This is a genomic window from Kribbella sp. NPDC006257, from assembly GCF_040613535.1.
Classification (GTDB): Bacteria; Actinomycetota; Actinomycetes; order Propionibacteriales; family Kribbellaceae; genus Kribbella.
Genome location: NZ_JBEXSJ010000052.1, coordinates 1 through 23,314, shown reverse-complemented (window position 1 = coordinate 23,314; position 23,314 = coordinate 1). Strand labels below are relative to the sequence as shown.

General features: G+C 68.1%; 18 protein-coding genes and 1 pseudogene. 3 read left to right on the top strand and 16 right to left on the bottom strand.

Going from position 1 to position 23,314, the window contains the following annotated elements; all coding sequences use genetic code 11:
* Window positions 1-371 precede the first annotated feature (371 nt).
* The 5 genes and pseudogenes from ABZ004_RS37760 to ABZ004_RS37740 form a co-directional block, all read right to left on the bottom strand.
* The gene (locus ABZ004_RS37760; protein WP_355686686.1) at window positions 372-2,048 is read right to left on the bottom strand and encodes a DUF3352 domain-containing protein; all 1,677 of its coding nucleotides are present in this window, start codon (window positions 2,046-2,048) and stop codon (window positions 372-374) included.
* A gap of 47 nt (window positions 2,049-2,095) precedes the next feature.
* A complete protein-coding gene (locus tag ABZ004_RS37755; protein WP_355686684.1) occupies window positions 2,096-2,704 on the bottom strand; it encodes a hypothetical protein in 609 nt (202 codons plus the stop codon).
* A 22-nt stretch (window positions 2,705-2,726) separates the two neighbouring features.
* The gene (gene dnaE, locus ABZ004_RS37750) at window positions 2,727-6,275 is read right to left on the bottom strand and encodes a DNA polymerase III subunit alpha (RefSeq protein WP_355686683.1); all 3,549 of its coding nucleotides are present in this window, start codon (window positions 6,273-6,275) and stop codon (window positions 2,727-2,729) included.
* A gap of 365 nt (window positions 6,276-6,640) precedes the next feature.
* A pseudogene (locus tag ABZ004_RS37745) lies at window positions 6,641-7,009 on the bottom strand (alpha-amylase family glycosyl hydrolase); the annotation flags it as partial.
* 130 nt (window positions 7,010-7,139) lie between these two features.
* On the bottom strand, window positions 7,140-9,461 hold the full coding sequence (locus ABZ004_RS37740; RefSeq protein ID WP_355686681.1) for a LuxR C-terminal-related transcriptional regulator: 2,322 nt from the start codon (window positions 9,459-9,461) through the stop codon (window positions 7,140-7,142).
* A gap of 80 nt (window positions 9,462-9,541) precedes the next feature.
* Between ABZ004_RS37740 and ABZ004_RS37735 the strand changes: the two genes are divergently transcribed.
* Complete coding sequence (locus ABZ004_RS37735; protein ID WP_355686679.1) at window positions 9,542-11,134, top strand: HD domain-containing phosphohydrolase; 1,593 nt, start codon at window positions 9,542-9,544, stop codon at window positions 11,132-11,134.
* Between the two features lie 17 nt (window positions 11,135-11,151).
* Here the strand turns inward: ABZ004_RS37735 and ABZ004_RS37730 are convergent, their stop codons facing one another.
* Window positions 11,152-11,838 (bottom strand): DUF998 domain-containing protein, encoded by a 687-nt coding sequence (locus ABZ004_RS37730; RefSeq protein ID WP_355686677.1) that lies wholly within the window; start codon window positions 11,836-11,838, stop codon window positions 11,152-11,154.
* Window positions 11,839-11,949: 111 nt separating this feature from the next.
* Here ABZ004_RS37730 and ABZ004_RS37725 point away from each other — a divergent pair, with 111 nt between their 5' ends.
* A complete protein-coding gene (locus ABZ004_RS37725) occupies window positions 11,950-12,759 on the top strand; it encodes a class I SAM-dependent methyltransferase (protein ID WP_355686676.1) in 810 nt (269 codons plus the stop codon).
* Here ABZ004_RS37725 and ABZ004_RS37720 read toward each other — a convergent pair.
* The 4 genes from ABZ004_RS37720 to ABZ004_RS37705 all read right to left on the bottom strand — a co-directional run bounded on the left by ABZ004_RS37720 (window position 12,752) and on the right by ABZ004_RS37705 (window position 15,345).
* Window positions 12,752-13,369 (bottom strand): Type 1 glutamine amidotransferase-like domain-containing protein, encoded by a 618-nt coding sequence (locus ABZ004_RS37720; protein WP_355686674.1) that lies wholly within the window; start codon window positions 13,367-13,369, stop codon window positions 12,752-12,754. The two genes, ABZ004_RS37725 and ABZ004_RS37720, sit on opposite strands and share 8 nt — an antisense overlap.
* Window positions 13,370-13,373: 4 nt before the next feature.
* The gene (locus ABZ004_RS37715) at window positions 13,374-14,282 is read right to left on the bottom strand and encodes an RluA family pseudouridine synthase (RefSeq protein WP_355686740.1); all 909 of its coding nucleotides are present in this window, start codon (window positions 14,280-14,282) and stop codon (window positions 13,374-13,376) included.
* A gap of 20 nt (window positions 14,283-14,302) precedes the next feature.
* Window positions 14,303-14,785 (bottom strand): signal peptidase II, encoded by a 483-nt coding sequence (gene lspA / locus ABZ004_RS37710; protein ID WP_355686738.1) that lies wholly within the window; start codon window positions 14,783-14,785, stop codon window positions 14,303-14,305.
* Window positions 14,786-14,889: 104 nt separating this feature from the next.
* Window positions 14,890-15,345 (bottom strand): TraR/DksA C4-type zinc finger protein, encoded by a 456-nt coding sequence (locus ABZ004_RS37705; RefSeq protein ID WP_355686672.1) that lies wholly within the window; start codon window positions 15,343-15,345, stop codon window positions 14,890-14,892.
* Window positions 15,346-15,981: 636 nt separating this feature from the next.
* On the opposite strand from ABZ004_RS37705, the gene ileS reads away from it, so the two are divergent.
* Window positions 15,982-19,131: an isoleucine--tRNA ligase gene (gene ileS / locus ABZ004_RS37700; protein ID WP_355686737.1), complete on the top strand. Its 3,150-nt coding sequence runs from the start codon at window positions 15,982-15,984 to the stop codon at window positions 19,129-19,131.
* A 156-nt stretch (window positions 19,132-19,287) separates the two neighbouring features.
* Here the strand turns inward: ileS and ABZ004_RS37695 are convergent, their stop codons facing one another.
* The 6 genes from ABZ004_RS37695 to ABZ004_RS37670 all read right to left on the bottom strand — a co-directional run bounded on the left by ABZ004_RS37695 (window position 19,288) and on the right by ABZ004_RS37670 (window position 23,017).
* Window positions 19,288-20,058 carry a DivIVA domain-containing protein gene (locus tag ABZ004_RS37695; protein ID WP_185444573.1) on the bottom strand — a complete coding sequence of 257 codons (771 nt, stop codon included), beginning with the start codon at window positions 20,056-20,058 and terminating at the stop codon, window positions 19,288-19,290.
* Window positions 20,059-20,235: 177 nt separating this feature from the next.
* Window positions 20,236-20,541 carry a YggT family protein gene (locus tag ABZ004_RS37690; protein ID WP_355686671.1) on the bottom strand — a complete coding sequence of 102 codons (306 nt, stop codon included), beginning with the start codon at window positions 20,539-20,541 and terminating at the stop codon, window positions 20,236-20,238.
* A gap of 38 nt (window positions 20,542-20,579) precedes the next feature.
* The gene (gene sepF, locus ABZ004_RS37685) at window positions 20,580-21,119 is read right to left on the bottom strand and encodes a cell division protein SepF (RefSeq protein WP_355686669.1); all 540 of its coding nucleotides are present in this window, start codon (window positions 21,117-21,119) and stop codon (window positions 20,580-20,582) included.
* A 37-nt stretch (window positions 21,120-21,156) separates the two neighbouring features.
* Entirely contained in the window at window positions 21,157-21,867 is a 711-nt protein-coding gene (locus tag ABZ004_RS37680; protein ID WP_355686668.1) for a YggS family pyridoxal phosphate-dependent enzyme, read from the bottom strand.
* Window positions 21,864-22,595 (bottom strand): peptidoglycan editing factor PgeF, encoded by a 732-nt coding sequence (pgeF, locus tag ABZ004_RS37675; protein WP_355686666.1) that lies wholly within the window; start codon window positions 22,593-22,595, stop codon window positions 21,864-21,866. Before pgeF ends, ABZ004_RS37680 begins: the two co-directional genes overlap by 4 nt.
* Before the next feature lie 56 nt (window positions 22,596-22,651).
* Window positions 22,652-23,017 (bottom strand): hypothetical protein, encoded by a 366-nt coding sequence (locus ABZ004_RS37670; protein WP_355686664.1) that lies wholly within the window; start codon window positions 23,015-23,017, stop codon window positions 22,652-22,654.
* Window positions 23,018-23,314: the final 297 nt, after the last annotated feature.

The following is a 23,314-nucleotide window of genomic DNA, read 5'->3' as shown; positions in this document are numbered from 1 at the left end:
CTCTCCCTCGGTCCGATCCATCAGCTGTCCGACGAGGCGGCCGTCCCCGGGACCTCGACGGCTCCGGGGACGGCCCCGCATCACGCGAGATCCTCTTCGCGCTGGTGGATGAACGTTGCCTCGATGCGCTCGACCTTGGTCACGGTGATCTTCATGAACTCACCCCCTTGTTCACCTCGCTCCGGCGCCGTCTCACTGACGACAGATCCGGAACGCTACGACCTGAATCCGCCGCACGGGAGCGGTTGCAGTGGACCCTGCTCGTTCGCTCATCGGCAGCGCACCAACGGGTTGCCCGACCGGCCCGCGGCTGCGTGGTGGGGCAGAAGAAAAGCCCGGCCAGGTCGGCCGGGCTTTCTCAGGGGGAGCTGCTAGTTGGCGACGACCCGGAGGGTGAACTCGCCTTCGCCGTCGCCGGTGACGCGGGTGCTGATGCCGGCGGAGCGGAGGGCGGCGTAGTCCTTGTCCCGATTGACCTTGCTGCTCAGGGATCCGATCGCCTGGAAGTCGACGTAGCCGACCATCACCGCGTTCTTGGTGTCCGGCACGGCCTGCTGGAAGGCTTCGGTCTGGCCGAGGTTGCCGCCCTTGAGCACCTGCTCGGCGTACCCCTTGTCGGTCGCGATCACCAGGTTGCTGCCGTCCTTGGCCTTCTCGATCGGGATCTCCGTCGACGTCCGGTTGCGCAGCAGATCGGTCAGCTTGTCGACGACCGCTTCGGCCTTCGCCGGGTCGGTCTCCATCTTGGCCGCGATCTTCGGCCTCTCGGCGCTGTCCTTGTCGATCGCGATCGCCAGGTTCTTGCCCAGCAACGGCTTCAGGTCGTCCGGCAGCGAGAGGCCGTACTCGTCGGCGAAGTTCTTCGTCAGGTCGCCGAGGTTGATCCCGGCCTGCCCGGACGACTTCTCGATCTGGCTCCACGCCGTGCTGACCAGGTTCTCGCCGTCGGACAGCGAAATCGCACCGGCGGTGGTGTCCGGCAGTTTGCCGATCATGTCGCCCGCGGTCTTGCTGTTCACCTTCAGGGTCTGGTCGCCGTGCACGACGCCCTTCAGCTCGACGTACTGCGAGTCGAACCGCAGCACTGCGGCAGCGCTACCCTCCGGCAACGCGGCGCGCTGCTGGTCGGTCAGTCGCTTGCCGGCCGCGAGCGCGAGGCCCTTCGTGTCGGCCCAGAAGGACGCGAAGCCCTGCTCGCCGAGCGCGGACATGTCCTTGTCGAACTTGTCGTTGTCCTCCAGCGACGAACCCTTGCTCGCGGCAACAGCCGAGTCGAGCGCGGTCTGCTCGTCGGACAGCAGCACATAGCCGTCCGCGAACGCGCGCTTCGGGGGCTCGTCCTCCTTGGCGAACAACTTGTCCAGGCCCTTGGTGGCCTTGCCCTCGTCCTTCACCTGGACGGCGACCACGGGCTCGACCTTGTCACCGGACGGTACAGCGGCCACGCCGGCGCGATCGCCGAGCCACGGCTTGATGTCCTTGTCGAAGTCGACGTCGGCCAGGTCGTCGCCGGCGTCCTTCTTGATCAGGTCGAACAGCTTCTGCCGCAGGTCGTCGTTGTCGCTGGTGAGTCCGATCTTCTCCTTGGCGGAGGGGAACTTCATCAGGAACCGCAGCGCGGCGACCCGCTGGCCGGCCGACGGGTTCAGGTCGATCCGCGCGTAGGCGACCGAGTTCGCCGGCAGCACACTGGCCGGCTGGTGACCGCCGCCGTTGAGCTTGGCGTAGGCGAAGATGCCGCCTCCGCTGATCACGGCGAGCACCGCCAGGACGGCGACGAGCGGGATCAGCTTGCCGCGCTTCTTCGGCTCCGGCTGCCACTGCTGCACATGCGGCTGCCCACCGAACGGCGGCTGGCCCCCCTGCCCGTACGGCGGTTGCCCGTACTGCGGCTGGCCTTGCCCGTACTGCGGTTGGCCCTGCCCGTAGTGCTGCCCTTGCGGGTAGTCCGGAGCCCCCTGCTGCGGCCAAAGCTGACCCGGCTGGCCTTGCGGGGTGGTGCCCGGCTGACCCTGCGGTCCGCCGTACGGGTTGGTGTTGTCAGTCATGGATCCCCCTCACGTCGCCGGTGGCCTCACCACCGGGCCGAGACAGGTTAATGCACCTGCGGCGATCCCTCTGACGCGGCAGGCAACGATGCGGTTGCAACTGGTTCGCTGCGCCAGTTCGCGGCGGCCAGAATCGCGGCCGCCAACGCTCCCCCGACCAGCCAGGCCGCCAATGGCGTCCATGTGTGCAGCTCCAAAGGTGCATCCAGCAGATCACCGGGCTTTGCAGCTTCGAGCCGCGGCTGCAACGGGTCGTGACCGAGCAGCATTCCGACGCCCCACGCAACCCCGCCGCCCAGCACCGAGCCGAGCGCGACGATGCCGACCGTCCACGGACCGTAGTTGCGCAGCCACCAGAACAGCGCGGCGCCGAGCACCAGCGCGGTCAGGAACCCGATCGCGGTGAATGTGCCGTCGGGGCCGAAGACCTTCGTCATCTGTTCCTCGCCGAGCGATCCACCGCGCTCGTCCACCGTGTACTGCGCGAGCGGCGAGAACTGCTGCCAGGCCCAGCCCGCGATCGACCCGGCGACCAGGAACACCGCGACGGTGACCGCGATCGCCTTCGCCCAGGGCAGTCCCGGCTCGGGCTCCGGCGGCACCCCGAACGGAGTACCGAACGACTGATACGGCTGCGGCTGACCTGTCTGGCTCACGGCCCCAGTGTTGCTCACCCGGTCAGCTCGCCAGGCAGGAGGGGCCGAGCAGCGCTTTGAGGTCCGCCATCAGCGACGAGGTCGGGGTGACCCGGAACTTGTCGCCGATCCGCATCACCGTCGTCTTCCGGCTGGCCTGCAGCCGGAGCTGCACCTCGGTCATCCCCGGGTGCGACTTCAGCACGTCGCGCAACTGGTCGACCACCGGCGGCGTACACCGGTTGATCGGCATCGTGATCACCACCGGCCCGCTCGGGCCTTCGGTCAGGTCGGGCACCGTGACCTCGTCACCGCTCAGCTCGACCCGGTCCTCGCGGCGCCGGATCCGGCCCTTCATCATGATGATGGCGTCGTTGCTCAGCAGGTGCGCGTGCAGCTGGTACGCCGAGGAGAACATCATCACCTCGATCGAACCTTCCAGGTCCTCGATCGTGACGATCGCGTAGATGTCACCGCGCTTGTTCACCTTGCGCTGGACCGCGGTGACCAGTCCGCCGATCGTCACCCGGGTGCCGTCCGGCCGGTCCTCGTCGGCGAGCAGCTGGCCGATCGTGCAGTCGGTGTTGTTGGTGAGCACGTGCTCGACCCCGAACAGCGGGTGGTCCGAGACGTACAGACCGAGCATGTCCCGCTCGTGCGCGAGCTTGGTCGCCTTGTCCCACTCCTCGATCTCCGGCACCCGCACGGTCAGCCGGCTGTTGCCGTCGGCATCGTCCGCCTCGTCGTCGCCCATGCTGAACAGGTCGAACTGGCCGTGTGCCTCGTTCCGCTTGAGGTCGATCGCCTCGTCGACGGCCTGCTCGTGCACCGCGACGACCGCGCGCCGGGCGTGGTTCATCGAGTCGAACGAGCCGGCCTTGGCCAGCGACTCGATCACGCGCTTGTTGCAGACCGGCAGCGGCACCTTGTCGATGAAGTCGACGAAGTCGGTGAACCGGCCTTGGGACTCGCGGGCGGCGACGATCTCGGCCACCACGTTGACGCCGACGTTACGGATCCCGGACATACCGAACCGGATGTCGGTGCCGACCGGGGTGAAGTTCGAGTCGGACTCGTTCACGTCCGGCGGCAGCACCTTGATGCCCATCCGGCGGCACTCGTTCAGGTAGATGGCCATCTTGTCCTTGTCGTCCTTCACCGACGTCAGGACGGCAGCCATGTACTCCGCCGGGTAGTTCGCCTTCAGGTACGCCGTCCAGTACGAGACCAGCCCGTACGCCGCGGAGTGCGCCTTGTTGAACGCGTAGTCGGAGAACGGGACGAGGATGTCCCACAGCGTCTTGATCGCGGCGGCACTGAAGCCGCTCTCCTTCATGCCAGCCTCGAAGCCGACGTACTCCGCGTCCAGCACCTCGCGCTTCTTCTTGCCCATCGCCTTGCGGAGCAGATCCGCTTTGCCCAGGCTGTAGCCGGCCAGCTCCTGGGCGATCCGCATCACCTGCTCCTGATAGACGATCAGGCCGTACGTCGGGCCGAGGATCGGCTTCAGCGCCTCTTCCAGCTCCGGGTGCAGGTAGCTGATCTCCTGCTGCCCGTTCTTGCGGAGGGCGTAATTGGTGTGCGAGTTCGCGCCCATCGGGCCGGGCCGGTAGAGCGCGCCGACCGCGGAGATGTCCTCGAAGTTGTCCGGCTTCATCAGCCGCAGCAGCGCCCGCATTGGGCCACCGTCGAACTGGAAGACGCCGAGGGTGTCACCGCGGCCGAGCAGCTCGAAGGTCGGGCCGTCGTCGAGGGTGTGGCTGAGCGCGTCGAGGTCGACGGTGAAGCCGTGCGCGGCCTCGATGTTCTTGACCGCGTCGTCCATGATCGTCAGGTTCCGCAGACCCAGGAAGTCCATCTTGACCAGGCCGAGCGTCTCGCAGCTCGGATAGTCGAACTGGGTGATGATCTGGCCGTCCTGCTCGCGGCGCATGATCGGGATCAGGTCGATCAGCGGCTCGCTGGACATGATCACGCCGGCCGCGTGCACACCCCACTGGCGCTTCAGGTTCTCCAGCCCGCGCGCGGTGTCGACGATCTTGCGGACGTCGGAGTCGGCCTCGTACAGCTGGCGGAACTCGCCGGCCTCGGAGTACCGCTTGTGCTGCGGGTCGAAGATGCCGGACAGCGGCACGTCCTTGCCCATCACCGACGGCGGCATCGCCTTGGTGATCCGGTCGCCCATCGCGAACGGGTAGTCGAGCACCCGGCCGGCGTCCTTGATCGCCTGCTTGGCCTTGATCGTGCCGTAGGTGACGATCATCGCGACCCGGTCGTCGCCGTACTTCTCGGTGACGTACCGGATCACCTCCGGGCGGCGGCGGTCGTCGAAGTCGATGTCGAAGTCGGGCATCGACATCCGCTCGGGATTCAGGAACCGCTCGAAGATCAGCCCGTGCCGCAGCGGCTCGAGGTCGGTGATCCGCATCGCGTACGCACAGATCGAGCCGGCGCCGGAACCACGGCCCGGACCGACCCGGATGCCCTGCTTCTTGGCCCAGTTGATGAAGTCCGCGACCACCAGGAAGTAGCCGGCGTAGCCCTTCGAGACGACGATCTCCATCTCGTAGTCGGCCCGCTTGCGGATCTCGTCGGTGATCCCGCCCGGGTAGCGGTGGTGCAGCCCGGCCTCGACCTCCTTGACGAACCAGGACTCCTCGTTCTCCCCCTCCGGGCAGGGGAAGCGCGGCATGAACCGGCCCTCGCCCTCGGTGAAGCTCACGTCGCACTGCTCCGCGATCAGCAGCGTGTTGTCACAGGCCTCCGGGTAGTCCTTCCAGACCTCGCGCATCTCGGCGGCGGTCTTGACGTAGAACTCGTCCGCGTCGAACTTGAACCGGTTCGGGTCGGACAGGGTCGAGCCGGACTGCACACAGAGCAGCGCCGCGTGCGCGACCGCGTCCTCGGGCTTGGTGTAGTGCAGGTCGTTGGTGGCGACCAGCGGAAGGCCGAGCTCCTTGGCCAGCTTCAGCAGGTCGCCCTGGACGTTCCGCTCGATGCCGAGCCCGTGGTCCATCAGCTCGCAGTAGTAGTTCTCCGCGCCGAAGATGTCGCGGAACTCGGCGGCCGCCTCGACGGCCTCCTTGTACTGCCCGAGCCGGAGCCGGGTCTGCACCTCACCGGACGGGCAGCCGGTGGTCGCGATCAGGCCCTTGCCGTAGGTCTGCAGCAGCTCGCGGTCCATCCGCGGCTTGAAGTAGTAGCCCTCCAGGCTCGCCAGCGACGACATCTTGAACAGGTTGTGCATGCCGGACGTGTTCTTCGCCAGCAGCGTGATGTGCGTGTACGCACCGCTACCGGAGACGTCGTCGCGGCCGCTGTTCGCGTCGCCCCACTTGACCCGCTTCCGCTCACTGCGGTGGGTGTGCGGCGTCAGGTACGCCTCGACGCCGATGATCGGCTTGACGTCGTACTTCTTGGCCGTCTTCCAGAACTCGTACGCCCCGAACACATACCCGTGGTCGGTGGTCGCGATGGCCGGCTGGCCCATCTCCTGGGCCGTTTTGAACAACTCGTCGATCCGCGCGGCGCCGTCCAGCATGGAGTACTCGGTGTGCACGTGTAGATGCACGAAACTGTCGCTGGACGCCATGTCTTCGCAGACCTCCCAGAGGCGTGAGTGAGCGGGTCGAAGACAGACTATGCGGGCCCATGGACAGTCTTTGAATCGGCGCTCCGACGACGTGCGGGGCCGCCCGCTATCCGGTCGTGGACGAGACCACCGGCACACCAGTTGGATGCTCCACTCTCTCCGCCCGGAGGAGGCGGAGAGAGTGGAGCGGCGGGCCCGGGGCCGGAGCAGGGGGGTTTCACGGCCAGGCCCGCCGGTCTTCAGTGGTTCCGCAGCAGGAACCAGCCGGCGCTGTCGGGTGGGAGCTTCTCCCCCACTTCCGGATCGCTGGCGATCACCAGCTCGCCGTCGACCGGAGTACAGACCGGCTTCGAGGAGCAGTTGACGTCGAACCAGAACCGCAGTACCTGCTCGAAGTACGTCGCGACGTCCGGATCGCGCCAGTTGAAGTCGGCCTGCTCGGCGGCGAACGTGTGCAGATACCACTGTCCGTCCGGCACGCGCTGCCAGGCGGACCCGCCGAAGATGGAGCGCCAGTTGTTCGGTGGCAACTCGCCGTACCGGTCGAAGGTGTCGATGGTTCCGTAGTCCGGGTGCACCGCGCAGTAGTCGGACACGTCGTACCCGTGATCGTGCTGCGGCGACGGGTAGAAGGGATTGAGCCAGAGGCCGTCGACACCGAGGCTGCACACGTAGACCTGATAGATCACCGCGGTTCGCCACCATCCTGGCCCGGCGCTCGGTTCGGTGTGCATGAAGAAGCCTCGTCACGATGTATCCGTCGTTGTCAGCGCAACGATCCCGGTTGCCGGCCGTCCTGGGCATCCGTAGACCTACGGGTTTGTGTACGGACATGGGAGCGTGCCCACGCCGCCGGAGGCGAGCTCAGTCCGTGCGTGTCTCGGCGATCCAGCGCGCGACCTGCGCCCGGGAAGTGAACCCGAGCTTGCCGAGAACGTGCTCAACGTGGGTCTCGACGGTCCGCTGGCCGATCACGAGCCGGGCAGCGATCTCCTTGTTACTCAGCCCCTCGCTGAGCAGTACTGCGATCTCCTGCTCGCGGCGGGTCAGGCCGCCGGCCCGGCCCGGGCTCACGGTGCTGCCCCGCTCCGTCTCCTTGCCGAGGGCCAGCGACACCGCCTGCTCGAACGAGTACGCCGCGCCCTCCTCGAAGGCCTGCTCGAAGGCGGCATCGCCGAGCGCGGCCCGGACCCGCTGCCGCGACTGCTCGTCGAACTGGCTGTACGGCGTGGTCTCGTCGACGTGCGCGCCGCTCGAACGCCAGACCGCTCGGGACCCGCCCATCAGCCGGGCAGCGAGTTCGTTCGGCGCCGCCGTACTCGCGCACCAGGACAGCGCCTGAACACAGAACCCGATCCCGGTCCGGTCGTTCAGCGGCAGCCACAGCCGGATCGCTTCGCGGAAGGATCGACAGGCCTGCTCGGCATCGTGGTGATCACGCCATTGCACGATGCCCAGCGTCCAGAGCGCATAGGCCTTCGACGACGCCGCGCCGTGGCTGTCGGCGAGTTCGAACGCCTGCCGGCTGAATTGCCCGACCCGTGGATCACCGAGGAAGAAGGTGGCCGCCGCCAGCAGGATGAGAACGTCGAACTCGCCGAGAAGGTTGCCGACGGCCCGGAATCCCGCCAGGCCCTCCTCCAGGCGGGCGACCGCGGCCGGGAGTTCGCCTGCGTAGTTCAGGGCATGACCGGAGACCTCCGCGATCCTCGCCCGCAGCAGGTCGTCGCCGAACCGCTCGGCCAGCACTTCACACTCGGCCAGCAGTTGGCTCATCTGTTCCGGCTCACCGAGGAACATCGCCAGGTAGCTGCCCGCCCACAGCGCCTTGGCGCGGGCCGGCGTCGGCTCCTCGGCGAGCTCGAGGGCCCGGACCAGATAACGGTGGCCTTCGCGGAGGAACCCGGCGAACCAGAAGTTCCAGATCGGCGCGGCAATCTCCAGTGCGGCCGGTGCCTCGGCGGGTTCGGACAAGCAGAAGTCCAGCGCGGCCCGGAAGTTGTCGTGCTCGCGGCGCAGCCGGATGAACCAGTCGGCCTGGCGGGGGCTGAAGCTGTCCGTCTCCCACTCCGCGGCCATCCGCCGGTAGTAGTCGCGGTGTCTCATCCGGAGCTCCCGCGCCCGGCCCGCCGCCGTGAGCCGATCCACGCCGTACTGGCCGATGATGCCGAGCAGGTCGTACCAGGCGACGGTGTGATCCGTCATCGCCTTCCTGGTGATGATCGACTTGTTCATCAGGCCGGCGAGCAGGTCGAGCACCTCGGCGCGGTCGATGCCGTCTCCCGAGCAGACCTCCTCAGCGCCTTCGAGGTCGAATCCGCCGGCGAATACCGACAGTCGCGCCCACAGCGCCTGCTCGGCCGGCGAACAGAGGTCGTAGCTCCAGCCGATCGCCGCATCCAGTGCCTGCTGTCTGGCCGGCGCGGCCGGTTTACCCGTCGCCAGCAGCCGGAAGCGGTCCTCGAGCCGGTCGAGGATCTGGGCCGGCGACAGTGTCCGCATCCAGACAGCCGCCAGCTCGATGGCCAGCGGGATGCCGTCGAGACGCCGGCACAGCTCGATCACCAGCGGCCGGCCGGCCGCGTCCAGCTCGAACTCCGGCGACACGGACCGGGCGCGATCCGCGAACAGCTCGATCGACTCGTACCGCGCGGCGTCGCCCGCAGTCATCGTGGTCTCCGGCGGAGTGGACAGCGGCGGCACCGGGAAGATCTGCTCCCCCTCGACTCCGAGCACATGGCGGCTGGTGGCGATGATCCGCAGCTGCGGGGCCGCTGCGAGCAGCTTGCTCACCAGCACGGCGCATGCGTCCGCCAGGTGCTCACAGTTGTCGAGCACCAGCAGCAGATGCTTGTCCTCCAGATACTCCGCGAGGTCCGCGGTGGGGTTTGCCGAGACCTGGCTCAGTTCGAGTGCTCCTGCCAGCGTGTGCCCCAGCAGGGCGGAGTCGTGCAAGGCGGCGAGCTCGACGAACCAGACGCCGTCCGCGAACGTACGCCGTACCTCGGCGCCCAGCCGCATCGCCAGCCGGGTCTTGCCGACCCCACCCACCCCGGTCAGGGTCAGCAACCGGGTGCCGGCCAGCAGCCGCCTGATACCGGCCAGCTCGCGGCGCCGGCCCACGAAACTGGTCAACTCGGCCGGTAGCTTTCCGCGAGTCGTTGCCATGGGCTTCGTCTCAGCCATGCCGATCGCCCGCCTTCGGTGTATCCCTCAGCGTAGGCCGGATATTCCAGTAGGGGCCGCAGAGGGCGCAGACTCGGGCTATGACGGGGCAGCACGACGGAAGTGTGCGGATCGCCGAGCTCGTGGCGACCCTCTCGTACGCTGCCGACCTCGGCCTCGGCCAGCCGATGGACCACTGCCTGCGGCAGACCGTGATCGCTCTGCGGCTCGCCGATCTGGCCGAGGCCGACGAGGGCGAGCGCGAAGCGACCTACTACCTCGGCCTGCTGATGAACACCTACTGCCACGCCGACGCCACTGAGCAGGCTCGATGGTTCGCCGACGAGATCTCGTTCAAAAGCGACAGCTACGAAATGCTCTCGATGAACACTGTGCAGACCGCCGCCTTCCTCCTCCGCCGGCTCAGTTCGCACGGCACCGCACTGGATCGGGTACGCCGCCTGGCGGCCTTCCCCCTCACCGGTCAGCGGACCATCGAGTCGTGGCTGGACACGCACTCGGCCCTCGGCTCGGAGTTCGCCGACCGGATCAGCCTCGGCGAGGCGACCGTCACCGCGATCCGGCAGGCGTACGAGCAGTGGGACGGCAAAGGAATCCCGAGCCACCTCCGCGGGCCTGCGATCTGCCTGCCGTCGCGACTCGTCCAGTTCGCCGGACCGATCGAGGTGATGGCGAGGCGCCACGGAGCCCAGGCAGCAGCGTCGATCGCACGGAAGCACTCCGGCTCGTACTTCGACCCTGCGCTCGCCGACTTGTTCATCCAGCACGCGGCCGAGGTGCTCGACGGCATCTCCACCGCGGCGAGTTGGGAGACCGTGCTGGCCGCCGAGCCCCGGCTGGCCAGAAGCGTGTCGGGCGCCGAGCTCGACGACGTCCTCGAGGCGATGGCCGACCTGGTCGACCTCAAATCGCCGTACCACGCGGGTCACTCGCGCGGAGTGGCCAACCTGGCGGCCGAGGCGGCGCGGATCACCGGTCTGCCGGAGGCGGAGCGACAGACATTGCGCCGGGCCGGGCTGCTGCACGACCTCGGCCGGCTCGGAGTCTCCAACGCAATCTGGGAGAAGGCGGGACCGCTGAGCGATGTGGAGCGGGAGCGGATCGAGCAGCACCCCTATCTCACCGACAAGATGCTGCTCCGGATCCCGGCGCTCGCTCGCAGCCGCGAGATCGCCGTACGTCATCACGAGCGGCTCGACGGGTCAGGCTATCCGCGAGGTCTGACCGCGGTCTCGCTGACGCCGGCCGATCGACTTCTCGCGGCCGCCGATGTCTACCACGCGATGACCGAGCCCCGCCCGCAGCGGCCCGCACTCGCCGGCGAAGTGGCCGTGGCCCGGCTTCGCGCCGAAGTACGCAGCGGCCGCCTTGACGGCGACGCGGCGAGTGCCGTGCTTCAGGCGGCCGGCCATCGCACAGCCAACCGGCCCGAACACCCTGCCGGTCTCACCGCCCGGGAGGTCGAGGTGCTCGCGCTGCTGGCCCGCGGCCAGGCGAACAAGCAGATCGCCCGTCAGCTCGGCGTCACGCCGAAGACAGTGTCGAACCACATCGAGCACGTCTACACCAAACTCGGTGTCGGCAGCCGCGCCGCCGCGACGCTGTTCGCAACCCAGCACGGCTTGGTCGGCAGCTTCGAGCCCGCGCCCCAGCAGCCCGCGCCGCGAACCTAGTGCCCCGACACGGGGCACTAGCGCCCGGCTAGTAGTCCGGCTGTTCGCACCGGCCGGCTCTCGAGTCGCAGGACCCGCCAGGCGAGCGACGAGACGCCCAGCGCGACCAGGACGATGGCTCCCCGCTGCGTCCATCCCTGGACCGCCGTACCCGTGGTCGCACCCGTCACCACCAAGGCCGCGATCAGTACGATCCCGAAGATCCAAGTCGGTCTGGCGAGGTCATGCCAGCCTTCGACCTTTCGCATCGCCCGAGAGAGGACGAACGGCGCCACGACGGTTGCCAGCGCCGCGACACCGAAGCAGAGGAAGTGCGCCTTGCCCTGCCAGGACGCGGCCGCCTCCGCCGTAGTACAGCCGGAATCGGCCGCCCGGCAGTCGAGCCGGAAGAAGGCATCGCTCATCGTGTCGAACGCGGGCAACGAGGCAGCGACCAACCATGCGCCGGCGGCGGATCGCAGGGAGGGCCGTAGTACGAAGACTGCGAAAGCGATCGTCAGCGCGCCGCCGATCCCCTCAGTGAGGCGGGAGGCAGTCGCATAGTGGGCGGTGAGAGCGCCCAGGTCGCTCACGTCGTGCCGTCCCGCCGAGTAGCCGTGCCCCTCAACCATCCCGAGCACCAGCCAGCCTGCGATGAACAGCAGCTGACCAGCGATGGCGGCACCCGCGAGTCCGGTCGTACGCCGTACGGAGTTATCTGTCATACCCCGAGCGTGATCCGCAACAGCCGCACCGTCATGAGGTGTTCGCCTCATGCCCTCGACGGCTGGAATTCCTACGTTGGCAGGACAGGAACCAATCGACAGGGGACGGACATGACCACGCAGGTGGTGCCAGGACTGGCGGAGATCAAGCAGCATGCTCGAGCGAGCTGGGCGGCCGGGGACTTCCCCGCCGTGGCGAAGCTGCAACTGTGGGAGGTCGGCGAGCAGCTCGTTCGCCGGGTCGGAATCGGCAGCGGCGAGGATGTACTCGACATCGCCTGCGGCACCGGGAACGCCGCCCTGAGAGCTGCCTCGGCCGGGGGCCGGGTGGTCGGGGTGGACCTGACGCCGGAGCTGTTCGTCGCCGGTCGAGCGCTGGCCGCCGAGGCCGGCGTGGAGATCGAGTGGATCGAGGGCGATGCCGAGGACCTGCCGTGTGCCGATGAGACCTTCGACGTGGCGCTGTCCACGTTCGGCCTGATGTTCGCGCCACGGCACGAGGTCGCCGCGCACGAGCTCGTCCGGGTACTACGGCCAGGCGGCCGGTTCGGTTGCACCGCCTGGACGCCCGATGGGCTACAGGGCATGTTCTTCAAGAAGCTGGGGTCATACGCCCCACCACCACCGCCGTTCGCCCAGCCGCCGCTGCTATGGGGCGACGAGGGCCACGTCCGGCAGGTCTTCGCCGGAACCGGAGTGACACTGGAGTTCGCCCGCGAGTCCGTGCCGCTGGCGCCGTTCGACTCACCGGATGCGGCGATCGACTGGACCTCGAGTCATTTCGGACCGCTGATCATGCTGCGCGGCATGCTGGAACAGCAGGGCCGATGGGAACAGGCTCGAGCGGAGCTGGCTGATCTCTACGTCAGCGGCGCGCCCGCAGAGTATCTGGTCGTCCAGGGCCGCAAGCCTGTCAGGTGAGAACGCGGGTATCGCTGTCGATCACCAGCACCTGTCCGTCCCGCATCGCCACGTACGGCATACCGTCCACGTCGTAGTGCGCCCGCACTTCCGCCAGCAGCTCCGTCTCGGGATGCCCGGGCGAGTCCAGGTGCGGGACGATCGCGTGATCGAGGAGGCCGAGCCCGTCCCAGATCACCTCGCCGTCGACGGCGTCCGGATCGTCACAGAACTCGAGTCCCCGCAGGCTGGGCGCGAGCACACAAGGCCCTGCACTGTAGCCGGCATAGACGAGTTTCTCCGAGCGGATCAGCTCGGGCAGGATCTTGTCCGCCCCACTGCGCGCCATCGCGGCCCGCAGTACGAACACGTTCCCGCCGCGGACCCACACTCCGTCGTACGCCGTGAGCCGGGTGCCCAGGTCGGACACGGTGCGGAGATCGAGCTCTTCCGCCGTCAGACCCAGCTCGGTGAGCCAGGTGATCTCGGCCGCCACCTTCTCCCGGCGTACGGCGGGATCCTCGCTGTCGATCGCGTTGCAGATCACCGCGAGGCGACCGGCCGGTGGCAGCAAGGCGACCAGCCGTTCGGGGTGGTCGCCGAGCCGGAAGGACGAGAGGTAGAGCTTCATCGGACTACTGGGGGTCGGCCAGCTGGTCGAGGGCGCTGTCGAGGTCTTCGGGGTAGGCCGAGGTGTACTCGACGTATTCGCCGGAGCAGGGGTGGGTGAAGCCCAGGCGCATGGCGTGCAGCCATTGGCGTTTGAGTTGGAGGCGTTCGGCGAGGACCGGGTCGGCGCCGTACGTCGTGTCGCCGCAGCACGGATGACCGATCGCGGCCATGTGGACCCGGATCTGGTGCGTCCGGCCGGTCTCCAGGGTGATCTCGAGGAGGGTGGCGAACCGGAAGGCCTCGAGCGTCTCGTAGTGCGTGATGCTCGGCTTGCCGCCCGCGATCACACCGAACTTGTAGTCGTGGTGCGGGTGCCGGTCGATCGGGGCGTCGATGGTTCCGGTGAACGGATCCGGGTGGCCCTGGACCAGCGCGTGGTAGATCTTTTTGACCGTGCGCTCCTTGAAGGCGCGCTTGAGGACGGTGTAGCTGTACTCCGTCTTCGCGACCACCATCAGCCCCGAGGTGCCGACGTCGAGGCGATGCACGATGCCCTTGCGCTCGGCGGCGCCGCTGGTGGAGATGTTGAAGCCGGCCCCGGCCAGGTGACCGATCACGGTCGGTCCCGTCCAGCCCGGGGACGGGTGGGCCGCGACGCCGACCGGCTTGTCGACGACCACGATCTCGTCGTCGTCATGAACGATTCTCAGGTTCTCGACGGTTTCCGGGACGACGGTGATCTCGCCCGGCGGTGGCGGCAGTTCGACGTCGAGCATCACGCCGGCCGCGACCCGGGTGGACTTCATCGCCGCCGCACCGTCGACCTGCACCAGGCCGGACTCGATCAGCTCGGCGGCTTTGGTCCGGGAGACACCGAACAGCCGGGACAGCGCAGCATCGAGCCGCTCCCCCGCGAGCCCGTCCGGCACCATCACCGTGCGTGAATCGCCACTCACTTCTTAGCCACGTCCTTCGTGCCGTCCAGCTTCACGCCGCGCAGGGTCTGGATGACCAGCAGGATCGCGGCGGAGGTGACGGCCATGTCGGCGACGTTGAAGATCGCCCAGTGCGGGGTCTGCAGGAAGTCGACCACGTGCCCGTGGAACGGCGACGGCGCGCGGAAGATCCGGTCCATGATGTTGCCGACCGCGCCGCCGAACAGGAACCCGAACGCGATCGCCCAGCCGATCGAGCCGAGCCGGCGCGACAACCACACGACGCCGACCGCCACGATGATCTGGATCGCGCTGATCACCGGTGTGTAGCTGGTCCCGAGGCTGAACGCCGCTCCCGGGTTCCGGATCAGGTTGAACTTCAGCAACGACCCGATCACGTTGACCGGCTCCCCCGGCGTCAAATGCCGCAACGCCAGCACCTTGGTCAGCTGGTCAAGCCCAAGCACCACCAGCCCAACCACCCCGAACAACACGATCATTCGGTGGCGCGGGCGCGAAACAGAGCCGGCCGACTCGACGTCGGCCGACTCTGTGGAGTCTTCAGCTGTTACGTCCGCCGGTGGGGTGGACGGGTGCTCTTCGCTCAGCGGCGTTCTTCGCGTTCTTTGCATGACACGCACAGTGTCGCACGGGGGAACGCCTGCAACCGACCTTTGCCGATCGCCTGGCCGCAGCTCTCGCAGACGCCGTAGGTTCCGTCGTCGATCCGGGACAGCGCCCGCTCGATCTGGTCCAGCATGTCCCGGGCGTTGTTCGCCAGCGACATCTCGTGGTCCCGCTCGAGGGTCGTCGACCCGACGTCGGCCTGGTCGTTGCCGGCCCCGTCGCCGCCGTCGCGGAGCAGTCCGACGATCTCCTGCTCGGCGTCGCGGATCTCCTCCTTGAGGTGGATCGCGTCGGCCTCCAGCTCACCGCGCAGTTCCTCGACCTCGGCCGCGGTCCACGGGTCCTCGCCGTCCTTGACCTTGAACGTGGTGGCGGACTTGATGGGCGACTTCGCCGGCGCCGTCGCCGGCGTCCTGTTCTCGTTGGTCTTCATAGCCACCCTCTTCGTAGGCGTCTGCTTGGCAGGGGTTTTCTTGGCCGGAGCGCTCGCGGCCGGTTCGGTGGTTTTCGCGGCGTTCTGCTTGACCGCGGACTTGCGTTGGGGGGCGGACTTCTTCGGAGCCGATGTAGCCATGGTTCGACTACCCCCTGCCTTCGTCGGAGACTGAAGCGGACTGGTCGCAAGACAGTAGGGCACGTGACGGTCACGTACCAGCCCGACGCGCAGACCGTGGACATACGGTAGTCGGTTCTTCAAGCCCGCTCGATGTTCCGCGCGTCACAACCACATCCCGGACACGCGTTCAGGCAAGCAATTGCTTCATTCCGGCCACCACCGCAACAGGATTGTCATAGAAGAAGTCCCCGCTGACCACCCATTAACGATTCGTAGCGGAGTGGTCCGGAGTCGTACACTGCAGACGCGTCACCGCAAGGCAGTGATGGGGCCATCACCCCGGAGCCGCCGGAAGAACGGCCCACCCGGGCTCATTAGAACCGGCAGCGATGAAGCGAATGAAGTGGGTGACCCAGTGTCACCAAGAAGGGTGGTACCGCGGAGCCCGGCGACAGCGCCGAGGCCTCGTCCCTTCGTCGCCGAAGCAGCAGGCTCGTGACGAAGGACGAAGAGATGGCGGAACACCCCACCACCGGATGGCAGCAGGTCCCGGCCCAGGTCGACCTGCCGGCGATCGAGCGGGACGTGCTCGCGCACTGGGCCGAGCAGGACACCTTCGCCAAGAGTCTCGCGCAGAGCGCGGACGGGCAGCCCTGGACCTTCTACGAGGGCCCGCCGACGGCGAACGGCATGCCCGGCACGCACCACATCGAGGCCCGCGTCTTCAAGGACGTCTTCCCGCGCTACCGGACGATGAAGGGCTTCTCGGTCGAGCGCAAGGCGGGCTGGGACTGCCACGGCCTGCCGGTCGAGGTCGCGGTCGAGAAGGAGCTCGGCTTCAACGGCAAGAAGGACATCGAGGCGTACGGGATCGCCGAGTTCAACGCGAAGTGCCGCGAGTCCGTCCTGCGGAACGTCGACGCGTTCAACGCGTTGACCAACCGGATGGGCTACTGGGTCGACCTCGAGCACCCGTACAAGACGATGGACCCCGAATACGTCCAGTCGGTCTGGTGGTCGCTCAAGCAGATCCACGACAAGGGCCTGCTGGTCGAGGACTACCGGATCACGCCGTACTGCCCCCGCTGTGGCACCGGCCTGTCCGACCACGAGCTCGCCCAGGGCTACGAGACGGTCGTCGACCCCTCGGTCTACGTCCGCTTCCCGCTGACCTCGGGCCCGCTGGAAGGCAAAGCCTCTCTGCTGGTCTGGACGACGACCCCCTGGACACTGGTCTCCAACACGGCCGTCGCCGTGCACCCGGACGTCACTTACGTGGTCGCCACCGACGGCAACGAGTCGCTGGTGGTCGCCGAGCCGTTGCTGTCCGCGCTGGGTGAGGGCTGGACGGTCACCGAGCAGTTCAGCGGGCGCGACATGGAGCGCTGGACCTACCAGCGTCCGTTCGAGCTGGTCGAGTTCCCCGAGCCGGCCCACTACGTCGCATTGGCGGAGTACGTCACCACCGAGGACGGCACGGGTCTGGTCCACCAGTCCCCCGCGTTCGGCGCCGACGACCTCCTGGTCGCGAAGGCCTACAACCTGCCGGTCGTGAACCCGGTCGAATCCGACGGCAAGTTCGCGGCTGACGTGCCGCTGGTCGGTGGTCAGTTCTTCAAGAAGGCCGACTCCGGCCTGGTCAAGGATCTGCAGGAACGCGGTGTGCTCTTCAAGCACGTCCCCTACGAGCACCCGTACCCGCACTGCTGGCGCTGCCACACACCAGTCATGTACTACGCACTGCCGTCCTGGTACATCCGTACGACGCAGGTGAAGGACGCCCTGCTTCGCGAGAACGAGAAGACCAACTGGTACCCCGACTCGATCAAGTGGGGCCGGTACGGCGACTGGCTGCGCAACAACATCGACTGGGCCGTCTCCCGCTCCCGCTACTGGGGTACGCCGCTGCCGATCTGGCGTTGCGCCGAGGACCACCAGGTCTGCGTCGGCTCGCTGGCCGAGCTCGGCGAACTGGCCGGCCGCGACCTGTCCGCGACGGACCCGCACCGCCCGTACGTCGACGACATCACCTTCGCCTGCCCGACCTGTGGCGAGGAGTCGCACCGGGTCGCCGAGGTGATCGACGCCTGGTACGACTCGGGCTCGATGCCGTTCGCGCAGTGGGGCTACCCGTGGGTGGACGGCTCGAAGGAGAAGTTCGCCACGGCGTACCCGGCCGACTTCATCGCCGAGGCGATCGACCAGACCCGGGGCTGGTTCTACACGCTGATGGCGATCGGCACGCTGGTGTTCGACGAGTCGTCGTACAAGGACGTCGTCTGCCTCGGGCACATCATGGCCGAGGACGGCCGGAAGATGTCCAAGCACCTGGGCAACATCCTGGAACCGATCCCGCTGATGGACGACCACAGCGCGGACGCGGTGCGCTGGTTCATGGCCTGCTCCGGCTCGCCGTGGAAGGCCCGCGGCATCGGCCCGAACGTGCTGAACGAGATCGTCCGCAAGGTGCTGCTGACCTACTGGAACACGGTCGCCTTCCACGCGCTCTATGCGCGGCTGGCCGACTGGTCACCGACCGACGTGCCGCCGGTGGCCGAGCGGTCGGTGCTCGACCGCTGGCTGGTCAGCGAGACGAACCGGCTGGTCCGGGAGACCGACGTCGCCTACGCGACGTACGACACGCAGAAGCTCGGCGTGCAGATCAGCCAGTTCGTCGACGTGCTCTCCAACTGGTATGTACGCCGCTCGCGGCGCCGGTTCTGGGCGGGCGACACCGGCGCGCTGGCCACCCTGCACGAGACGCTCGAGGTGCTCACCCGGCTGATGGCGCCGCTCACCCCGTTCGTCACCGAGCGGGTCTGGCAGGACGTGTTCCGCCCGGTCACGCCCGGGCTGGCCGAGTCGGTGCACCTGACCGCGTTCCCGCAGTACGACGAGGCGCTGATCGACGACGCGCTCGCGACCCACGTGTCGATGGCGAAGCGGGTCGTCGAGCTGGGCCGGTCGGCCCGGGCCGAGGCGAAGGTCCGGACCCGGCAGCCGCTCAGCCGGGCGCTGGTCGGTTCGGCCGCGATCGCGGACCTGGACGACGAACTGCTGGCCGAGATCGCCGAGGAGCTGAACGTCGGCTCGGTCGAGCCGCTGTCGTCGGCCGGCGCCGACCTGGTCGAGTTCTCCGCGAAGGGCAACTTCCGCGAGCTCGGCAAGCGGTTCGCCAAGCAGACACCGGTGGTCGCGGCCGCGATCGCCGCAGCCGACGCCGCCGGACTGGCTGCCTCGATCAAGGCATCCGGTACTGCGACCGTGCTGGTCGACGGCGAGAACGTCGAGATCGGCGCGGCCGAGGTGATCTTGTCGGAGCGGCCACGGGAGGGCTGGTCGGTGGTGAACGAGCAGGGCGAGACCGTCGCGCTCGACCTCGAGATCACCCCGGAACTGAAGCAGGCCGGGCTCGCCCGCGAGGTGGTCCGGATGCTGCAGGAGGCCCGGAAGAACGCCGGCCTGGAGGTCTCGGACCGGATCGCCGTCTGGGTCACCACCACCGACGCCGAGCTGGCCGGTGCCCTGGGCAAGCATGCCGAGGAGATCGCCAAGGAGGTGCTGGCCACCGAGCTGACCCAATCGGCGCCATCGGCAACAACCGACCTGGTAACCGGCTCGGACGAAGCCCTGGCCCTTACCTACTGGCTTGCCAAGGCCTGAGCAGGCAAAAAGGAAGCGGCACCCACTTGGGTGCCGCTTTCCTTGTCTCCGGCTGAACTGCGTACCGTCACCGCGAGGCGACCGTCAGTCAAAAGTATCCAGACATGACGAAGAGGCGGTGCTGCCGGATTAGCACCGCCTCTGGGTCAGATGTTCTTAAACGCCGTGGCCGTGAGCCTGGGCGCGGGCCTCCGGGCGGAAGCCGTTGCGCGGGCTCAGCGTGTCGTCGCCGTTGCCGAGTGCCTTCAGCTGCTCGGTGAAGTACGTCTTCAGCCGGCTGCGGTACTCGCGCTCGTAAGCGTGCAGGTCGTCGATGGTGCGCTCGAGCTGACCCTTCTGCTTCTCCAGCGTGCCCAGCATCTGGGCGCGGCGCTCGGCGATCTCGCCGTCCAGCTTCTCGGCGCGGGCGCGAGCCTCACCGGTCATCCGGTCGGCCTTGCCGCGAGCCTCGTTCTCCAGCCGCTCGGCCTTGGCGCGGGCCTCGCCGATGATCTTGTCGGCGGTGTCCTTCGCCTCCTGGACCAGGTCGTCGGAGTGCTTGGTGGCCATCTCCAGCAGCCGCACGGCGGAGCTGGAGGCGTCGCCGACGGTTCCTGCTGCCGCAGCAGCCCCCGCGGCCGCTACAGCGGGAGCGACGACTGGCGGTGGCTTCTCCTCGGGCTTCTCGACCACGACGGGAGCGGGCTTGGGCTGCTGCACCACGGGCGGCAGCGCGGCGGTCTGGTCGACCACCGGGCGCTCCTGCCCCGATCCAGCGCGCTGAGCGGCGGCCAGCTTGGCCCGCAGCTCCTCGTTCTCGGCGAGAAGTCGCTCGAGTTCGGCCTCCACCTCGTCGAGGAAGGAGTCGACCTCTGTGACGTCGTAGCCCTCCCGCAATCGGACGGGCGTGAACTGCTTCGAGCGGACGTCATCCGGCGTCAGCGGCATCTTTCACCTCGTTTGTCTGTGTCTTGGCGGAGTCCCCGTGGTCTGCACCTCGGCGACTCAGTAGATCACGTTATCGCTTCGTTGTGTTCTGGCGGAATCGGGGCGGGCGATAACTGCTCCCGGCACCTGGACGCCGGGTCAGGTCCTACCCAGGTTCTATCGTCCTCACCCTTCGGTTCACAGCGAGTTCATCGCGGTCGCGTTGATCGACATCGCCACCGAGACGAGCACGAACAGCATCAGCATCGACAGGTCGATCCGGATGCCGCCGGCCCCGATCGGGGGCAGGATCCGCCGCAACGGGCGCAGGAACGGATCGGTGACGGAGTAGACCAGCTCGAACAGCAGCAGGAGCGGCCCTTTCGGGTGCCACTGCGGCGCGAACATGACGATCAGACTGAGCACGAAGCGCGCCACCAACGTCAGGAAGAAGGCGAGCAGCACCCAGTACAGAACTGTGAGGACGAACCCGAGAGCAACCATGTCAGGGAAGAGTGTAGAAGACCGGGGGTAACCGGGCGTCAGCTCTGGTTGTAGAACCCGTCCGCGGCGATCTTTTCCTTCTCCTCCGCGGCCACCGTCACGTTCGGCGGGCAGACCAGGAACACCTTGGTGGTGATCCGCTCGATCGATCCGCGGCAGCAGAAGATCAGGCCGGCCGCGAAGTCCACCAGCCGCTTGGCGTCGGCGTGGTCCATCTCGGTCAGGTTCATGATGACGGGCGTGCCGTCGCGGAAGTGCTCACCGATGACGCGCGCCTCGTTGTAGCTGCGCGGGTGCACGGTGGTGATGCGGGCCAACTCGGTAACCTCCGGGGAAGGTGAGACTCCACGCCGATCTGGGAACTTGCTGACCGTGCCGACCTGCTCGTCACGCACCGCCTCGCGGGCGCGGGGCTCCGGCTCGGTCTCGTGGGATTCCCCGTCGACGGCCTCGTCCTCGTACTCGTCGTAACCGTCGTCGTACTCGTCGTCGTAGCGGGCGTTGTAGCGGGCGTTGTAGCGCTCGCCGTCCTCGACCAAGCCGAGGTACACACCCATCTTGCGCAACGCGCCGCTCATGGCCCTCCAGCCCTTCTGTCGAGTATCGATGTCGACACTAGCCCAGAGGAGTACGCGTTCCGAGTAATGCGCGCCCGAGGCGAACGTGTGTCGCTCCGTGCCTGATCGCGGCGTCCAGATCGCCGGTCATCCCGGCCGAGATCCAGTCGGCGGCCGGATGTTCGGAGCGTAACCGGGAGGCTACCCCGGCCAGCCCGGCGAACGCCTCGTCGGGGTCAGACCCCAGCGGGGCCACCGCCATCACTCCACCGAGCTCGAGCCCGTCCGCCGCCGCGACCTCGGCGGCAAGCGCCGGTACGTCGGCCGGCTCGATCCCACCACGGCTCCTCCCGGTCGCCGCATCGGCAGGCCCGTACGACGCCAGGCTCACCTGCAGCAGGCAGCGCAGTACCCGGCCTTCTTCCACCGCGGCCTTCGACAAGGCCGTGACGAGCGACACTCTGTCGACCGAGTGGACGACCCGGGCAAGTCGCGCGACCGAGCGGGCCTTGTTCGACTGGAGCTGGCCGACGAAGTGCCAGGCCAGCTCGGGGCACTCGGGAGCCTTCGCCTTGAGCTCCTGCTCGCGGTTCTCGCCCACGTCGGTGACGCCGAGGGCCGCCAGCGCCCGTACATCGCTGACTGGGAAGGTTTTGGTGATCGCCACCAGGGTGACGGACCCCTCGGGCCTCCCGGCCGCCTGACAGGCCGCCTGGATCCGTTCACGCACCGACGCCAGGTTCGCCCGCAGTTCGTCCTCGCGGCTCACGGCTGCAACCTGACCAGTCCGGCCATCCGGCCACTGACCGCACCTTCGCGCCGGTACGAATAGAGGTTCTCGGACTCGATCGTGCAGCTGGTCGCGTCGATGACCGCGCAGTCCAGCTCCGCCAGCTGCGCGACGACCCCGGCGGCCACGTCGATCGACGGTGTCCCCCAGCTCGTCTCGGCGAACGACGCGGGCACCTGCTCGGCGACCTCGGCGCGCATCTCGGCCGGCACCTCGTAACACTTGCCACACGCCGAGGGCCCGAGGACGGCGGTGATCCGGCCCGCACCGAGCTCGCGCATCGCCGCGACCGTGGCCGGTACGACGCCGGCGTACATCCCGCGTCGTCCGGCATGGGCGGCGCCGACGACACCGTTGACCGAGTCGGCCAGCAGCACCGGCAGGCAATCGGCCGCACGGACGCACAGGGTCACGTCGGTTCGCGTGGTCACCAGCGCATCGGCCGTCGGCAGCGGCCAGACCGGCAAGGCGTCATCGGGCCGCACCACATGGACGTCACGCCCGTGCACCTGGCTGACCCGGACGACGCCGTCGCGACCGACGCCGTACGCGTCGCCGATCAACCGGTAGTTCTCGTTGACCGGTGCCTCGCCCTCGCCGGACGGGGCGCCGAGATTCAGTTCGCCGTACGGCGGCAGGCTCGCTCCCCCGAAGCGATCGGTAAAGGCGAAGCGGACACCCTCGAGGACCTCGTCATAACCGAACACCCCTGAAGGCTATCCAGCAAACCCCGTCGAACCGAGTTCCGCGCGCGCCTCGTCGGTCACACTCCGGCGTTCCGGACCGGCCGGCAGCGCCGCCAGGTGCTCCAGCGCCCGGCGCGCGGATGCGCTCCTCCGCCGGTGCACTCACCGACTACGGTCGCCCGGCCGAGCTGTTGCAGCACCATGTCCGGTGATCCGCCCAGGCGGCGGCGCAGGTCGATCAGCAGTGCATCAGTTGCCGAAAGCAATGACATGGCCGCACTCGCCCGGGCGCCGACGTGCATCGGATCGAACAGCAGCGGCCGGATCTCGAGCAGCCCGACATTGCCCGGCAACCGCTCCACCCGGGCCATCCCGCCACCGGCCAGCTCGGCCCGCGCCGCCCAGGCCGCCTCCTCCGCGACCGGATCGGTCTCGTCGACCACCTCGTCCAGGTGGCCAGGCGGCCGAGCTGATGGAGAAGCTCGACGGTCTGCTCGACTCACTCGAGGACGCCGGTCCGGGCGAGGCGCGGTACGGCGTACTTGCTGCCGTCTACCGGCCGGGGCAATAGAAAACGGGAGCCCGAGGGCTCCCGTTTCCGTAGTGATCACTTCAAGAAGTCTGGGATGTCCAGGTCGTCTTCGTCGTTCTCCGGCTTGCGGGGCTGGCGCTGCGGGGGCGGCGGCTGGTGGGTGGCCGGCGAGTTGCTCGGGCCCGTCGTCGGCCAGCTGTGCTGGGTC

Bases quoted from the DNA above. Each gene is read 5' to 3' on its own strand.
- ABZ004_RS37760 (WP_355686686.1), bottom strand. From the start codon at position 2,048: ATGACTGACAACACCAACCCGTACGGCGGACCGCAGGGTCAGCCGGGC.
- dnaE (WP_355686683.1), bottom strand. From the start codon at position 6,275: ATGGCGTCCAGCGACAGTTTCGTGCATCTACACGTGCACACCGAGTAC.
- ABZ004_RS37740 (WP_355686681.1), bottom strand. From the start codon at position 9,461: ATGGCTGAGACGAAGCCCATGGCAACGACTCGCGGAAAGCTACCGGCC.
- ABZ004_RS37735 (WP_355686679.1), top strand. From the start codon at position 9,542: ATGACGGGGCAGCACGACGGAAGTGTGCGGATCGCCGAGCTCGTGGCG.
- ABZ004_RS37730 (WP_355686677.1), bottom strand. From the start codon at position 11,838: ATGACAGATAACTCCGTACGGCGTACGACCGGACTCGCGGGTGCCGCC.
- ABZ004_RS37725 (WP_355686676.1), top strand. From the start codon at position 11,950: ATGACCACGCAGGTGGTGCCAGGACTGGCGGAGATCAAGCAGCATGCT.
- ABZ004_RS37720 (WP_355686674.1), bottom strand. From the start codon at position 13,369: ATGAAGCTCTACCTCTCGTCCTTCCGGCTCGGCGACCACCCCGAACGG.
- ABZ004_RS37715 (WP_355686740.1), bottom strand. From the start codon at position 14,282: ATGGTGCCGGACGGGCTCGCGGGGGAGCGGCTCGATGCTGCGCTGTCC.
- lspA (WP_355686738.1), bottom strand. From the start codon at position 14,785: ATGATCGTGTTGTTCGGGGTGGTTGGGCTGGTGGTGCTTGGGCTTGAC.
- ABZ004_RS37705 (WP_355686672.1), bottom strand. From the start codon at position 15,345: ATGAAGACCAACGAGAACAGGACGCCGGCGACGGCGCCGGCGAAGTCG.
- ileS (WP_355686737.1), top strand. From the start codon at position 15,982: ATGGCGGAACACCCCACCACCGGATGGCAGCAGGTCCCGGCCCAGGTC.
- ABZ004_RS37695 (WP_185444573.1), bottom strand. From the start codon at position 20,058: ATGCCGCTGACGCCGGATGACGTCCGCTCGAAGCAGTTCACGCCCGTC.
- ABZ004_RS37690 (WP_355686671.1), bottom strand. From the start codon at position 20,541: ATGGTTGCTCTCGGGTTCGTCCTCACAGTTCTGTACTGGGTGCTGCTC.
- sepF (WP_355686669.1), bottom strand. From the start codon at position 21,119: ATGAGCGGCGCGTTGCGCAAGATGGGTGTGTACCTCGGCTTGGTCGAG.